Annotated in this window: 13 protein-coding genes, 1 tRNA gene and 1 pseudogene; 6 read left to right on the top strand and 9 right to left on the bottom strand. The window is 71.7% G+C overall.

The features are described 5' to 3' along the window. Positions 1 to 97 precede the first annotated feature (97 nt). Genes FXF50_RS18970 through FXF50_RS18960 form a run of 3 tightly spaced genes read left to right on the top strand, consistent with a single transcriptional unit; the run spans position 98 to position 1,580 of the window. The gene (locus FXF50_RS18970) at positions 98 to 904 is read left to right on the top strand and encodes a class I SAM-dependent methyltransferase (RefSeq protein ID WP_148429672.1); all 807 of its coding nucleotides are present in this window, start codon (positions 98 to 100) and stop codon (positions 902 to 904) included. A gap of 39 nt (positions 905 to 943) precedes the next feature. Beyond that, on the top strand, positions 944 to 1,165 hold the full coding sequence (locus tag FXF50_RS18965) for a DUF2945 domain-containing protein (protein WP_148429670.1): 222 nt from the start codon (positions 944 to 946) through the stop codon (positions 1,163 to 1,165). Next, a complete protein-coding gene (locus tag FXF50_RS18960) occupies positions 1,152 to 1,580 on the top strand; it encodes a DUF3140 domain-containing protein (RefSeq protein ID WP_148429668.1) in 429 nt (142 codons plus the stop codon). Before FXF50_RS18965 ends, FXF50_RS18960 begins: the two co-directional genes overlap by 14 nt. 120 nt (positions 1,581 to 1,700) lie before the next feature. Here FXF50_RS18960 and polA read toward each other — a convergent pair whose 3' ends face one another. The 8 genes from polA to FXF50_RS18920 all read right to left on the bottom strand — a co-directional run bounded on the left by polA (position 1,701) and on the right by FXF50_RS18920 (position 11,613). Beyond that, complete coding sequence (gene polA, locus FXF50_RS18955) at positions 1,701 to 4,400, bottom strand: DNA polymerase I (RefSeq protein ID WP_148429666.1); 2,700 nt, start codon at positions 4,398 to 4,400, stop codon at positions 1,701 to 1,703. Between the two features lie 107 nt (positions 4,401 to 4,507). Then, positions 4,508 to 5,218 carry an ABC transporter ATP-binding protein gene (locus FXF50_RS18950; protein ID WP_148429664.1) on the bottom strand — a complete coding sequence of 237 codons (711 nt, stop codon included), beginning with the start codon at positions 5,216 to 5,218 and terminating at the stop codon, positions 4,508 to 4,510. Beyond that, complete coding sequence (locus tag FXF50_RS18945) at positions 5,208 to 6,128, bottom strand: ABC transporter ATP-binding protein (protein WP_187399728.1); 921 nt, start codon at positions 6,126 to 6,128, stop codon at positions 5,208 to 5,210. The genes FXF50_RS18950 and FXF50_RS18945 overlap by 11 nt, the downstream gene beginning before the upstream one ends. Then, a complete protein-coding gene (locus tag FXF50_RS18940) occupies positions 6,121 to 7,275 on the bottom strand; it encodes a branched-chain amino acid ABC transporter permease (protein ID WP_148429662.1) in 1,155 nt (384 codons plus the stop codon). The genes FXF50_RS18945 and FXF50_RS18940 overlap by 8 nt, the downstream gene beginning before the upstream one ends. Beyond that, on the bottom strand, positions 7,272 to 8,222 hold the full coding sequence (locus FXF50_RS18935) for a branched-chain amino acid ABC transporter permease (RefSeq protein WP_148429660.1): 951 nt from the start codon (positions 8,220 to 8,222) through the stop codon (positions 7,272 to 7,274). Before FXF50_RS18935 ends, FXF50_RS18940 begins: the two co-directional genes overlap by 4 nt. A gap of 94 nt (positions 8,223 to 8,316) precedes the next feature. Then, positions 8,317 to 9,480 (bottom strand): branched-chain amino acid ABC transporter substrate-binding protein, encoded by a 1,164-nt coding sequence (locus FXF50_RS18930; RefSeq protein WP_148429658.1) that lies wholly within the window; start codon positions 9,478 to 9,480, stop codon positions 8,317 to 8,319. A 260-nt stretch (positions 9,481 to 9,740) separates the two neighbouring features. Continuing rightward, on the bottom strand, positions 9,741 to 10,916 hold the full coding sequence (locus FXF50_RS18925; protein ID WP_148429656.1) for a hypothetical protein: 1,176 nt from the start codon (positions 10,914 to 10,916) through the stop codon (positions 9,741 to 9,743). 76 nt (positions 10,917 to 10,992) lie between these two features. After that, a complete protein-coding gene (locus FXF50_RS18920) occupies positions 10,993 to 11,613 on the bottom strand; it encodes an ANTAR domain-containing response regulator (RefSeq protein WP_148429654.1) in 621 nt (206 codons plus the stop codon). Between the two features lie 93 nt (positions 11,614 to 11,706). On the opposite strand from FXF50_RS18920, the gene FXF50_RS18915 reads away from it, so the two are divergent. The 3 genes and pseudogenes from FXF50_RS18915 (at position 11,707) to FXF50_RS18910 (ending at position 12,565) form a co-directional block, all read left to right on the top strand. Next, positions 11,707 to 11,780, top strand: a tRNA-Leu gene (locus tag FXF50_RS18915). Continuing rightward, positions 11,756 to 11,920, top strand: a pseudogene (locus FXF50_RS30290) (hypothetical protein); the annotation flags it as partial. The gene FXF50_RS18915 and the pseudogene FXF50_RS30290, both read left to right, overlap by 25 nt. Before the next feature lie 141 nt (positions 11,921 to 12,061). Then, positions 12,062 to 12,565: a hypothetical protein gene (locus FXF50_RS18910; protein ID WP_255510113.1), complete on the top strand. Its 504-nt coding sequence runs from the start codon at positions 12,062 to 12,064 to the stop codon at positions 12,563 to 12,565. A 6-nt stretch (positions 12,566 to 12,571) separates the two neighbouring features. Here FXF50_RS18910 and FXF50_RS18905 read toward each other — a convergent pair whose 3' ends face one another. Next, the gene (locus tag FXF50_RS18905) at positions 12,572 to 13,747 is read right to left on the bottom strand and encodes a PLP-dependent aspartate aminotransferase family protein (protein WP_148429649.1); all 1,176 of its coding nucleotides are present in this window, start codon (positions 13,745 to 13,747) and stop codon (positions 12,572 to 12,574) included. Between the last annotated feature and the right edge of the window lie 79 nt (positions 13,748 to 13,826).

Genomic DNA, 13,826 nt, shown 5'->3' with positions numbered 1-13,826 from the left:
GTAAGGTGCGACAGGTGTCTCGTCCGTCACACCTTCCCCACCCGTCACACGGCCGCCCGGCCCCCGTGCACGGCGCCCGGGGGCCTAGCGTGAGCGGGTGGACGACGACAGGGTGACCCGGCGCCGGGTGGGCGCGGCCGAGGTCCGCCGGGCCAACCGGGGCTGGTGGGACACCGACGCCGACGCCTACCAGGCAGAGCACGGCGCGTTCCTGGGCGAGGTGGACTTCGTCTGGTGCCCCGAGGGGCTGCGCGAGGCCGACGCCCGGCTGCTCGGCGAGGTGGCCGGCCGCCGGATCCTGGAACTCGGCTGCGGGGCGGCCGCCGCCGCCCGCTGGCTCGCCGCGCAGGGCGCCCGGCCGGTCGCCCTGGACCTCTCCGCCGGCATGTTGCGGCACGCCGCCGAGGCCGCCGCCCGGACCGGCGTACGCGTGCCGCTCGTGCAGGCCGACGCGCTCGCCCTGCCGTTCGCCGACGCGGCCTTCGACACGGTCTGCACGGCGTTCGGCGCGATCCCGTTCGTGGACGACTCGGCGGCGGCCATGCGGGAGGTGGCCCGGGTGCTGCGCCCGGGCGGCCGCTGGGTCTTCTCGGTCACCCACCCGATGCGCTGGATCTTCCTGGACGACCCGGGCGAGGGCGGGCTCACCGCCGTGCACTCGTACTTCGACCGCTCCCCCTACGTCGAGCAGGACGAGCACGGGGTGGCCACGTACGTCGAACAGCACCGCACCCTCGGCGACCGGATCCGGGAGCTGGTGGGCGCCGGCTTCCGGCTGGTGGACCTCGTGGAGCCGGAGTGGCCGGCGGGACACGAGGGGATCTGGGGGCAGTGGAGCCCGCTGCGCGGCCGGCTCTTCCCCGGCACCGCCATCTTCGTCGCGGAGAAGCCTGCCGCCGACTGAGGCGTCGTTTCCGGCCGCCGACCCCGGGTAACCGCGCGCATGGCCGAGAAGGAGGAGTTCCGCCGGGGCGACCACGTCTCCTGGGCCAGCCACAGCGGTCGGGCGTACGGCGTGGTCAAGGAGAAGCTGATCGACCGGACGCACATCCGCGGGCACGCCGTGAACGCCACGCCGGAGGATCCCCAGTACCGGATCCGCAACGACGACTCGGGCCGGGACGTCGCCCATCGACCGGAGGTGCTGCGTCATGAGCCGAAGTGATGACCCGCAGCAGACGTACCGGGAGTTCACCGACGCGGTGAACATGAAGCCGGGCGAGCTCCAGAAGTGGCTGGAGACCGACGAGTCGAAGCACGTGGGCTGGCGAAAGGGCACCGCCGGCGGCGAGTCGGTGGGCCACGAGTCGGGCCGGAGGATCATCGACCTGCTGCGCAGCAAGCGCGACCAGCTCACCGCCGCCGACTACAAGCACATGCGCAAGGTCGTCGGGTACGTCCGGCGGCACATGGCCCAGCGGCCGAGCGGCGACGTGCGCCGCACCCGCTGGCGGTACTCGCTGATGAACTGGGGCCACGACCCGGTCAAGGCGCCGCTCCCGCCGCCGGGCGGCCCGTCCCGGAAGGCTCTGCAGCGGCACGGCGCCCCGCCGAAGGAACGCCGCGGGCCGGGCCGCTGACCCGGGCGCTTGACCCTGCCACTGACGGCAGGGTCGGACGATCGGCGGCATGAACGACGAACAGCAGCGGACCGTGGTGGTCACCGGCGCGGGCACCGTGTCCACGATTCGGTGCTCCGGTCAGTGGTCGGCGCTGTTCCAGTCGCGGCCCTCGCCCACGGAGACCTCCAGCGGCACGGAGAGCGGGTACGCCTCCCCCATCTCCTTGCGGACCAGCGCCTCCAGGGCCTCCCGCTCGCCGGGGGCGACCTCGAAGACCAGCTCGTCGTGCACCTGGAGGAGCATCCGGGAACGCAGCCCGGCGTCGCGCAGCGCGCTGTCGACGTGCAGCATGGCGACCTTGATGATGTCGGCCGCGGAGCCCTGGATGGGGGCGTTGAGGGCCATCCGCTCGGCCATCTCCCGGCGCTGCCGGTTGTCGCTGACCAGGTCGGGCAGGTAGCGGCGGCGGCCCAGGATGGTGGAGGTGTAGCCGTCCTGCCGGGCCCGGGCCACCACCTCCTGGAGGTAGTCGCGCACCCCGCCGAACCCGGCGAAGTAGTTCTCCATCAGGCCGCGGGCCTCCTCGGCGCTGATGCCGAGCTGCTGGGACAGGCCGAACGCGCTGAGCCCGTACGCCAGGCCGTAGTTCATCGCCTTGATCTTGCGGCGCTGGTCGGCCGTGACCTGGTCGACCTCGACGGTGAAGACCGAGGAGGCGGTGGCGGCGTGGAAGTCGTGCCCGGAGTTGAACGCCTCGATCAGCGCGTCGTCGGAGGACAGGTGCGCCATGATCCGCATCTCGATCTGGCTGTAGTCGGCGGTGAGCAGGCACTCGTAGCCCTCGCCGACCACGAAGGCGCGCCGGATCCGCCGCCCCTCCTCCGTGCGGATCGGGATGTTCTGGAGGTTGGGCTCGGTCGAGGAGAGCCGGCCGGTGGCCGCCACCGTCTGGTTGAACGTGGTGTGGATCCGGCCGTCGTCGGAGACCGACTTGAGCAGCCCGTCGACGGTCGTCTTGAGCTTGGCGACGTCACGGTGGCGCAGCAGGTGTTCCAGCACCGGGTGCGGGTTCTGCGCGTAGAGCCACTGGAGGGCGTCGGCGTCGGTGGTGTAGCCGGTCTTGATCTTCTTGGTCTTGGGCAGGCCCAGCTCACCGAAGAGGATCTCCTGGAGCTGCTTGGGCGAGCCCAGGTTGAACTCCCGCCCGACCGCCGCGTACGCGCCCTGGGCGGCGGCCTTCACCTCGGCGGCGAAGTGTGCCTCAAGCTCCGACAGGTAGTGGGTGTCGGCGGCGATGCCGGTGCGCTCCATGGTGGCGAGCACCCGCATGAGCGGCAGCTCGACGCCGGCCATCAGCCGGGCGGACTGCTCGCCGTCGCGGGACAGCTCGGCGTCGATCGCGTCGGCCAGGTCGAGGGTGGCCCGGGCCTGGAGCATGAGGTTCTGCTCGGCCGCGCCGTCGTCGCCCAGCCCGTCGAGGGTGAGCTGGCCGCTCTCCGGCGCGTCGACCCGCAGCTCCCGGTGCAGGTAGCGCAGCGCCAGGTCGGTGAGGTCGTAGGAGCGCTGGTCGGGGCGGGCCAGGTAGGCGGCGATCTGGGTGTCGCGGGAGATGCCCTGCAGGTCCCAGCCGTGCGCGGCGAAGGCCAGCACCGCCGGCTTGCTGTCGTGCAGCACCTTGGGGCGGGCCTCGTCGGCGAGCCAGCCGGCCAGGGCGCCCTCGTCCTTCGGGTCGAGCGTGGCCGGGTCGAACCAGGCGGCCGCGCCACCGGCGGTGGCCAGCGCCATCCCGGTCACGGCGGCGGTGTGCCGCCGGTTGGGGCCGGTGTCGAGCTTGACCGCCAGGCCGACCGGGGCGCCGGCCGGGGCGTGCGTGGCCAGCCAGCCGGCGAGCGCGCCGGGCTCGGTGAGCACCTGACCGGCCAGCTCGAAGCCGGCCTCGGCCTCCGGCTCGACGGCCTCCAGGTACTGGTAGAGCCGGTCGCGCAGGATGCGGAACTGGAGGGTGTCGAAGACCTGGTGCACGGCCTCCCGGTCCCAGCCCTGCCAGCGGGCGTCCTCCGGGCGCACCGGCAGCTCCAGGTCGGTGACCAGGCAGTTGATCTCGTAGTTGCGGATCACGTCGGCGAGCCGCTCGCGCAGGCTGTCGCCGGCCTTGCCCTTGATCTCGTCGGCCCGGGCCACGACGCCCTCGACCCCGTCGTAGAGGTTGATCCACTTGGCGGCGGTCTTCGGGCCGACGCCCGGGACGCCGGGCAGGTTGTCGCTGGTCTCGCCGACCAGGGCGGCCAGGTCCCGGTAGCGGCCGGGACCCACGCCGTACTTCGCCTCGACCGCGGCCGGGTCCATCCGGGCCAGGTCGGAGACGCCCTTGCGCGGGTAGAGCACCGTGACCTGGTCGCCGACGAGCTGGAACGCGTCCCGGTCGCCGGTGGTGATCAGCACGTCCATGCCCTGGTCGCGGGCCTGGCAGGCGAGGGTGGCGATGACGTCGTCGGCCTCGTAGCCCTCCTTCTCCACGACCGGGATGCGCAGCGCCGCGAGGACCTCCTTGACGAGGCTGACCTGGCCCTTGAAGTCGGTCGGGGTCTCGCTGCGGCCGGCCTTGTACTCCGCGTATTTCTCGGTGCGGAAGGAGCGGCGGGAGACGTCGAAGGCGACCACGATGTGGCTGGGCTGCTCGTCGCGGAGCACGTTGATCAGCATCGAGGTGAAGCCGTAGACGGCGTTGGTCGGCTGCCCCGTGGTGGTGGAGAAGTTCTCCACCGGCAGGGCGAAGAACGCCCGGTATGCCAGGGAGTGTCCGTCGACGAGGAGCAGGCGCGGCGTCGTAGCTGTCACGGCAGCGACTCTAGCCCGTGGGCCCGACATCCCGGCGGACCGCGGCACCGCGAAAAGCGGCGGCCGGCCGCCCCGGGTGGGGACGGCCGGCCGCCGGCGGGTACGACTCAGGCGACGCCGAGGTACGCCTCCTTGACCGCCGGGTCGTGCAGCAGGTCCCGGCCGGTGCCCTCCTTGACGATCCGGCCGGTCTCCAGCACGTAGCCCCGGTGGGCGCGGGAGAGCGCCTGCTGGGCGTTCTGCTCCACCAGGAGGATGGTGGTGCCCTGCTCGTTGATCCGGGTGATGATCTCGAAGATCTGCTGGATCAGCATCGGCGCGAGCCCCATCGAGGGCTCGTCGAGCAGCAGCAGCTTCGGGCGGGCCATCAGGGCCCGGCCCACCGCCAGCATCTGCTGCTCGCCGCCGGAGAGGGTGCCACCGGCCTGCTTGCGCCGCTCGTGCAGCCGGGGGAAGAGGTCCATGACCATCTTCATGTCCTCGGCGATGCCCGACCGGTCCTTGCGCGTGTACGCGCCCATCTCCAGGTTCTCCACGACGGTCATCCCGGGGAACACGCCCCGGCCCTCGGGCGCCTGCCCGATGCCCCGGACCACCCGCAGGTCGGCCCGCATCCGGGTGACGTCGGTGCCGTCGAAGACGATCGAGCCGGACGCCACCGGGCGCAGCCCGGAGATGGCCCGCATGGTGGTGGTCTTGCCGGCGCCGTTCGCGCCGATCAGAGCCACCACCTCGCCCTCGTTGACCGTCAGGCTGATCCCGTGCAGCGCCTGGATCCGCCCGTACAGCAGGGTCAGGTCGTTGATCTCAAGCAGCATCGGTCGGCACCCCCAGGTACGCGGCGATCACCTTCGGGTCCTCCCGGACCTCGGCCGGCAGGCCCTCGGCGATCTTCTTGCCGAACTCCAGCACCACGATGCGGTCGGTCACGCCCATGACGAGTCGCATGTCGTGCTCGATCAGCAGGATCGTCGTGCCATTGTCGCGGATCTTCCGGATCAGGCCGAGCAGTTCCTCCTTCTCCGCCGGGGTGAAGCCGGCGGCCGGCTCGTCCAGGCAGAGCAGGGTCGGATCGGTGGCCAGGGCCCGGGCGATCTCCAGCCGGCGCTGCTCGCCGTACGAGAGGTTGCGGGCCAGGTCCCCGGCGCGACGTTCGATGCCGACGAAGCGCAGCAGCTCGTGCGCCTTCTCGCGGCCCTGCCGCTCCTCCCGCCAGTGCCGCGGCAGCCGCAGCATCGCGGAGATCACGCTGGTCTTGTGGTGGGCGTCCGCGCCCACCATCACGTTCTCCAGCGCGGTCATCTCCGGGAAGAGCCGGATGTTCTGGAACGTCCGGGCGATGCCGGCCTTGGTGATCCAGCTCCGGCGCTTGCCGTTGACCCGCTGCCCGGCGAACCGGATCTCGCCCTCGGTGGGCCGGTAGACGCCGGTCATCGCGTTGAAGCAGGTCGTCTTGCCGGCGCCGTTCGGACCGATCAGGCCGAGGATCTCGCCCTTGTACAGGGTGAAGGCGACGTCGTTGAGGGCGACCACACCGCCGAAGCGGAGGGTGACGTGGTCGACCTCCAGCAGTGGCTCCCGCCCGGCCGCGGCGGTCTCGCCCGGCGTGGGCTCGACCGGCGTGTCCGCGCCCTTCTCCGGCGGGCTGCCGACCGTGCTGCGACCGTCGTCGGCGATGTCCCGCTCGCTGGTCTCGTCCCGCTCGCTGTGCATCTGCGGCTCACTCATTGGGCACCGTCTCCTGGGGAACCGCTTCCTTGCGCCGGTCGGCGAACTCCGCCGCCCGCCGCCGGTTGGGCACCAGACCCTGCGGCCGGAAGATCATCATGACGATGACCACCAGGCCGAAGACCAGGATCCGGTACTCGGCGGCGTCGAACTCCACCCCGATGAGGTCGCCGACGCCGCGCAGCCACTCCGGCAGGTACCAGGTGACCGCGCCGCCGACGATGGCGCCCTTGATGTTGCCGGCGCCGCCGAGGATCACCGCGGCGAGCACCAGGATGGAGCTCTCCAGCACGAACTGGTCGGAGTTGATGAACGTCTGCTTGCCGGCGAAGACCGCGCCGGTCAGGCCGGCCACGGCCGCGCCGATGGCGAACGCCCACAGCTTGTACTTGAACGTCGGCACGCCCATGATCTCGGCGGCGTCCTCGTCCTCGCGGATCGCCACCCAGGCCCGGCCGACCCGGCTGTTGGCCAGGTTCCGGATCAGCACCAGCACGATCAGGATGAGCGTCAGCATCAGCCAGTAGTACGGCCGGGCGTCCACCACCCCGAACAGCGGCTTGCCGTCCGTGCCGGTGCCCGGCGGGTGGGGGATCGCGGGAATGCCCCGCTGGCCCTGGGCGATGCCGTCCTGGCGGGCCGCGTAGAGCCGGATCATCTCGGCGAAGCCGAGGGTCACGATCGCCAGGTAGTCACCGCGCAGACGCAGCGTCGGGCCACCCAGGATCACGCCGGAGACCATCGCCACCATCACCGCCAGCGGCACCGCCGCCAGCCACGGCCAGTTCGTGCCGAACCGACTCTCCGGCGAGGTGAGCAGCGCCACGGTGTACGCGCCGAGCGCGTAGAAGCCGAAGTAGCCCAGGTCGAGCAGGCCGGCGAAACCGACCACCACGTTGAGCCCGACGGCCAGCAGGACGAACACCGCGGTGTCGAAGAGCACGCCGGCGAAGTCCGAACGGGTGGTGTAGAAGGCGAAGTAGTCGCTGCCGATGGGGAAGCCGAGGTACTCGTAGAACCACTTGTTGGGCAGGATGTAGAGCAGGACGATCAGCGCGGCGATCGCCGCCCAGCGCACCTGCTTCGGCATGGCCGCCCAGCGGGTCTTGATGCCCCCGGCCTTCTTCTTGTCCACGGTGGCGGTCATGCGCGCGCCCTCCCGAGAGATTCGCCGAGCAGACCGGTCGGCCGGAACATCAGCAGCACGATCAGCAGCACGAAGCCGGTGAAGTCCTTCCACTCGCCGCCGAAGAGGCCGGCCGCGTAGTTCTCCACCACGCCGAGCAGCAGGCCGCCCAGCAGCGCGCCGCGCAGGTTGCCGATGCCGCCGAGCACCGCGGCCGAGAAGGCCTTGAGCCCGATCAGGAAGCCGACGTTGAACTTGGTGTAGCCGAACCGGATGTCCCACAGCAGGGCGCCCACGCCGGCCATCAGGCCGCCGAGCACGAACACCAGCAGGATGACCCGGTTCTTGTTGACACCCATCAGCGCGGCGGTGTCCGCGTCCTGGGCGACCGCCCGGATGCCGCGGCCCAGCCGGCTGCGGTTCACGAACTGGTCCAGCGCGATCATCATGATCAGTGTGACGCCGAGGATGAGCAGCTGTCTGTTGGTCACCGCGGCGCCGAAGATGGTGAAGACCGTCTTCGACGGGACCAGTTCCGCCATGCCGAACGGGGCCCGGCGGGTGCCGATGCCGAACGACTCGGCGAGCACGAACGACGCGCCGATCGCGGTGATGAGGAAGGCCAGCGGCGGCGCGTTGCGGCGGCGCAGCGGCCGGTAGGCGACCAGTTCGACCGTGACCGCAGTGACGGCCGAGGCGGCCATCGCGACCACGAGACCGGCAACCAGCGCCAGGATCAGCGGGCCGAGGGCCGGGGCGGCCGCGTTCTGGTCGTACCCGAGGGCCTGCCAGGTCCACATGGCGGTGAAGGTACCGACCATGAAGACCTCGGAGTGAGCAAAGTTGATCAGGCGCAGAACGCCGTACACCAGGGTGTAGCCGAGGGCGATGAGCGCGTAGATCGCGCCCTGCTCCAGGCCGGTGATGGTCAGCGCCGGGAAGTTTCCGAAGAGCTCATCGAAGTTCAAGTGGGGGCTCCAACTGTGCGGCCAAGCGGTGCGGCCGGGAGGAAGTACTCCCGGCCGCACGCCTGGTGTCCCGTGCCGGGACCGGACGAACCGGTCAGGACTTGGGGATCTCGATGTCGGGGACGACCTTGCCCGCGTTCACCTTGAACGCCCAGACCAGCACCTGGGCCGGGTCCAGCTCGCCGTTGGACTCGAACTTGTAGGTGACGCCGGTGGCGCCGCCGGTGCCGTTGTAGGAGTTGATGAAGCTCAGCAGGTCGGCGCGGGTACCCTTGCCGGCCTTGATGCCCTCAAGCATGATCTTCGTGATGTCGTACGACACGTCGGCGTAGGTGCCCGGCTCGGCGTTGTCGAAGGCCGCCTTGTAGTCGGTCACGAAGGAGCCCTTGGCCGCGGTGGCCGGGGCGCACGGGCAGGTCAGGATGGTGCCCTCGGCGACCTGCTCGCCGGCGACCTTGATGAAGTTGGCGTCGTTGACACCGTCACCGGCGACCATCGTGCCCTTCCAGCCCGCGCCCTTGAGCTGCTTGAGCAGCAGGCCGGCCTCGGTGTAGTAGCCACCGAAGAAGAGGACGTTCGCACCGCTGCTCTGGATCTTGGTGACGACGGCGGAGAAGTTGGTCTGCTTGACCTGGATCTTGTCCTCGCCCGCGACCGAGCCGATGACCTTCTTCACCTCGTCCACCAGGCCCTGGCCGTACGCCGACTGGTCGTCGACCACGTAGACCTTGTCGGCCTTCAGGACGTTCTTGATGTACCGACCGGCGGCCGGGCCCTGCGAGGTGTCGTTACCGACGCCCCGGTGGAAGATCTTCCAGTTCTTGGTGCTGAGGCTCGGGCGGGTCGCCGACGGGGTGATGATCGGCAGGCCGGCCTCGTCGAAGATCGGGTCCGCCACCTCGGACTCACCGGAGAACGCCGGGCCGATGATGCCGACGACCTTGCTGTCGCCGACCGCCTGCTGCGCCAGGGACGGCGCCTTGGCCGGGTCGCCCTGCGAGTCGTACTCGGAGATCTGGACCTTGCAGTCCGCGTTGTCCTTGTTGTACTGGTCGATGGCCAGCTTGGTGCCGTTGCGCATGTGGATACCGAGACCCGCGGCGTCACCGGTCAGCGGGCCGAAGAAGCCGATCTTCAGGTCGCAGGCGGCCTTGCTGCCACCCGCCTCACTACCACTGTCAGCCTTGCAGGCCGCGCCACTGAAAACGAGCGCGCCGATGGCCACGCCACCCAGCACCCGTGCGAGCTTCTGCCTCACGGCTCGTACCCTCCTCCGTCCGATGGCCCGGAAACCACCCACCGCGAATTGGACCTTGCAGGGGTGGCCCGGACCGACCGCGATCCCGGTCTGGGCCGGGACGTTATCCCACCAGCGGGCCGCGAAGGTAGACCTGGGAAGCGGGGTTGACCTAACCGTTACGTTGAGTGGCCGGATTCACAGAAGTGCTGTAACACACGGGTCCGCGTGGCGGGAAAATCGGACATCCGACACCGAGCGGAAACACGCTGGTGGGAGGCTCACCCGGGCCCCCACGGCCCGCGCGACGCCCACACCCGCGCCCCCGCGCCGCCGTCCACCAGCAGCAGCGCCCCCTCACCCGCTGCGGTCACCGCCACCGTCCGGTCGCTCCCCGCCGGCACCGCCACCGGCAACGCCACCGGCGACCACCGCACACCGTCCGTCGAGAACCAACCCGCACGCTCCGCCGACCCGGCCACCACCGCCCACACGCCGTCGCCCCGCGCGGCCAGCCCCCACACCCGGCCCGGCCGGTCCGTGCCCGCGCCGCCCAGACCCCCACCCGGCCGCCAGGCGTCGCCCTCACCCCGCCAGGCGCCCAGACCCTCGCCGCGCCGGCCGACCGCCACCATCCGGTCCCCCGCCCGCACCACCCGCTGAAGGTCCTCGTCCGCGCCACCGCCCGGCAGCACCGCGCGCCGCCAGGCCGACCCGTCCGCCGAGGTCCACACCACGGCCCGGGATCCGGTACGCCCCGACGCCAGCACCGAGCCCACCATGAGCCATCCCGACGCCGTCGCCGCGCCGTCCGCCACCCAGGGCCGGCCCGTCGCGTCCGCGGCCAGCCCCGGCACCGCGCTCACCAACCGGAACTCCGACCCGTCCGGCGACACCCAGGCCGCCGCGCCGGTCGCCCGGTTGCCCGAGAGCAGCCAGCCGCGCGGCCCGCCCGCGATCCGGCCCACGTTCACCGCGTCCGCGCCACCGAACACCTCGAACTCGGCCGGCACCTCGACCAGCGAACCGGCCGCCACCTGCCGCCAGGTGCTGATCCGCGGATTGCCGTGCACCCCGCCGCTCTTGCCGCCCACCGCGCCCAGCCGGCCGTCCCGGCAGCCCGCCGCCGTCAACACGTTCTCCACCCCGTAGGGGCTGCGCGGCACCGGCCGCAGCGGCGTCCAGGTGGCCGCGTCGGCGCTCGACCAGGCCGCCGGGTGCGTCACCCCTGCGGCGTCCACCACCGCGCCCACCACGAACCAGCGGCCGGCGCAGGACGCCACGTCGCGCAGCGCCAACCGGCCGGACAGGCCGGACGGCATCGGCAGGCTGACCGGCTGCCAGGCCGGCCGCAGCGGCTCGGGCTCGGGGGCGGGCGCGGGCTCGGCCCGGCCGGACGAACGGCAGGCAGCGAGCAGCACCACGAGCAGGCCGAGCACCGCCAGCGGACGCCGCATGGCGGCGATCGTATCGACCGGGGCCGACACCGGGAACCCGGCTAGCCGCGCGCCTTTCGATGTCCCCGGGCCGGAATCAGGAGGCCGGCTGGGCCACCTCGCCGCCGGCGGTCTCGGCGAGGATCCGCTCGGCGACCTCCTTCATGGTCATCCGGTGGTCCATGGCGGTGCGCTGGATCCACTTGAACGCCTGCGGCTCGGTCATCCCGTACGTCGTCATGAGCGCGCCCTTGGCCCGCTCGACGGTCTTGCGGATCTCCAGCCGGTCGGTGAGGCCCGCGACCTCGGCCTCCAGCGCGGCGATCTCGGAGTAGCGCGACAGCGCGATCTCCACGGCCGGCACGAGGTCGCTCTTCTGGAACGGCTTGACCAGGTAGGCCATCGCGCCGGCCGCGCGGGCCCGCTCCACCAGGTCACGCTGGCTGAACGCGGTCAGGATGATGACCGGGGCGATCCGGGCGCCGGCGATCCGCTCGGCGGCGGCCAGCCCGTCCATGATCGGCATCTTGATGTCGAGGATGACCAGGTCCGGCTTCAACTCCTCGGCGAGCTTGACGGCGGTTTCGCCGTCACCGGCCTCGCCGACCACCTCGTAGCCCTCTTCCACCAGCATCTCGGCCAGGTCCAGCCGGATGAGCGCCTCGTCCTCGGCGATCAGAACGCGCTTGCGCTCGGCATCCGTCGGCGTCTCGGCCACGAGCCACTCCCACCAGTTCGAACCCGACACCGCCGTGCCGGGTGTCGTCGCCCATAGCCTAATGGGTAGTCTGTCGAAGCCGGATTACGGAACGCCCCTGTACTCCAACCGGAAGAGAGACGGAGCTCAAACCTCCGACAGTGTGGGTTCGAGTCCCACCGGGGGCACCGAAAGTGTCGTACGGGCGTTCGAGAATGTCCGTGTGCACTCACCCGAAATACGTGCCCGCGCACGGCAGCTCTACCTTGGCGGGGCGACCGTCGCCGAGGCTGCCCGCGCCGTCGGGGTCTCATATCCCACCGTCAGAGAGTGGTGCAAGGTCCGACCGGACGCGAAGCAGCAGGGCACTGCGCTGCGATGTTTCCGCTGCCGCCCGGACATCGACCATCCGACAGATTCCACGGCGTATGCCTACTTACTCGGCCTGTATCTGGGCGACGGGCATCTTGTGACCACGACGCGCGTGCCGGTGCTGCGAGTCTCCTGCAGCAACAGCTGGCCAGGCCTGATCGACGCGTGCGACGCCGCCATGCGGCGGGTCATGGCGGAGAAGGTGCAGCGCGTCCCGCAACAGGGCTGCGTCAATGTCCAGAGCTACGGCAAGCACTGGCCGTGCCTGTTTCCCCAGCACGGGCCCGGCAAGAAGCACGAGCGGCCAATCGTCCTGGCCGACTGGCAGCGGACCATCGTCGAGGCCCACCCCGGCGACTTCCTGCGCGGCCTGTTCCACTCCGACGGTTGCCGGTTCGCCAACCGGGTCGTGGTGCGCGGCAAGGAGTACGTCTACCCGCGCTACATGTTCACCAACGAGTCGGCGGACATCATGGGCCTCTGCCAGTGGGCCCTGGACCTGCTGGGCATCGCCTGGCGGATGAACCGGCGCAACTCGCTGTCGGTGGCGCGGCGGGGCGCCGTGGCGGCGCTGGACCGCCACGTCGGCCCGAAGACCTGACCCTCGTCAGAGCACCGCGAGCGCCTGTGCCAGGTCGGCGCGCAGGTCCTCCGGGTCCTCCAGCCCGACGGACAGGCGCAGCAGCCCGCCGCACGGCTTGGCGTCGCCTTCGACCGGCCGGTGGGTGAGCGAGGCCGGGTGCTGGATCAGCGTGTCGACGCCGCCGAGCGACACGGCGTGGGTGATGAGCCGGCAGGCGCCGGCGACGGCGGCCGCGGCGGGGGCGCCGCCGCGTACCTCGAAGGCGAGCAGGCTGCCGGGGCCGGACATCTGCCGGCCGACGAGCCCGGCCGGGTCGCCGACGCTGGGGTGGTGCACCCGGGCGACGGCGGGGTGGTCGGAGAGCCAGGCGGCGAGTTTCTCGGCGCCGGCCTGCTGGGCGCGGACCCGCAGCGGCAGGGTCTGGAGGCCGCGGTGCAGGAGGTAGGCGCCGAGCGGGTGCAGGACGGCGCCGGTGACGGCGCGGACCTGGCGCAGGCGGGCGGCCCAGTCGGGGGCGCAGGCGACGACGCCGGCGAGGACGTCGCCGTGGCCGCCGATGCTCTTGGTGGCGCTGTGCAGCACGAGGGCGGCGCCGTGCCGGGCGGGCTGCTGGAGCACGGGGGTGGCGACGGTGTTGTCGACGAGCAGCGGCGCGTGGCCGGCGGCGGTGGCGAGGGCGGCGATGTCGACCAGGTCGAGGGTGGGGTTGGCCGGGGTCTCGACGACGACCAGGGCGGTGTCGGGGCGGACGGCGGCGGCGACCTCGTGGGGCCGGGCCCAGGTGACCTCGGTGCCGAGCAGGCCGGTGGCGAGCACGTGGTCGGTGCCGCCGTAGAGGGGGCGGACGGCGACGACGTGGCGCCTGCCGTCGCGGGTGGCGGCGAGCAGGGTGGCGGTGAGGGCGGCCATGCCGCTGGCGAAGGCGACGGCTTCGGCGGTGCCTTCGAGTTGGGCGAGGGCGGTTTCGAAGCGGGCGACGGTGGGGTTCCAGAGCCGCTGGTAGACGGCGCTGCCGCCGGCGGGGAGGGTGCCGCCGGTGGCGAGGGTCTCGTAGTCGTCGCCGCCGCCGGCCACGGAGGGCAGCGGGTTGGTGGTGGAGAAGTCGATGGGCGGCACGTGGACGCCGAGAGCCGCGAGGTCCTCGCGTCCGGCGTGCACGGCTGCGGTGTCCACGGCGGTCATGCCGGAAGCGTCGAACATGAGCGCGCTGTCGGGCAAGAGGAGCGAAGATGATTCTGCGCTGACCCCTTCCGGGTGTGGGAAGTTCGGGGAAGGATGG

Source organism: Micromonospora sp. AP08, assembly GCF_008085935.1.
GTDB lineage: Bacteria > Actinomycetota > Actinomycetes > Mycobacteriales > Micromonosporaceae > Micromonospora > Micromonospora chersina.
This window is presented reverse-complemented; position numbering and strand designations above follow the sequence as displayed.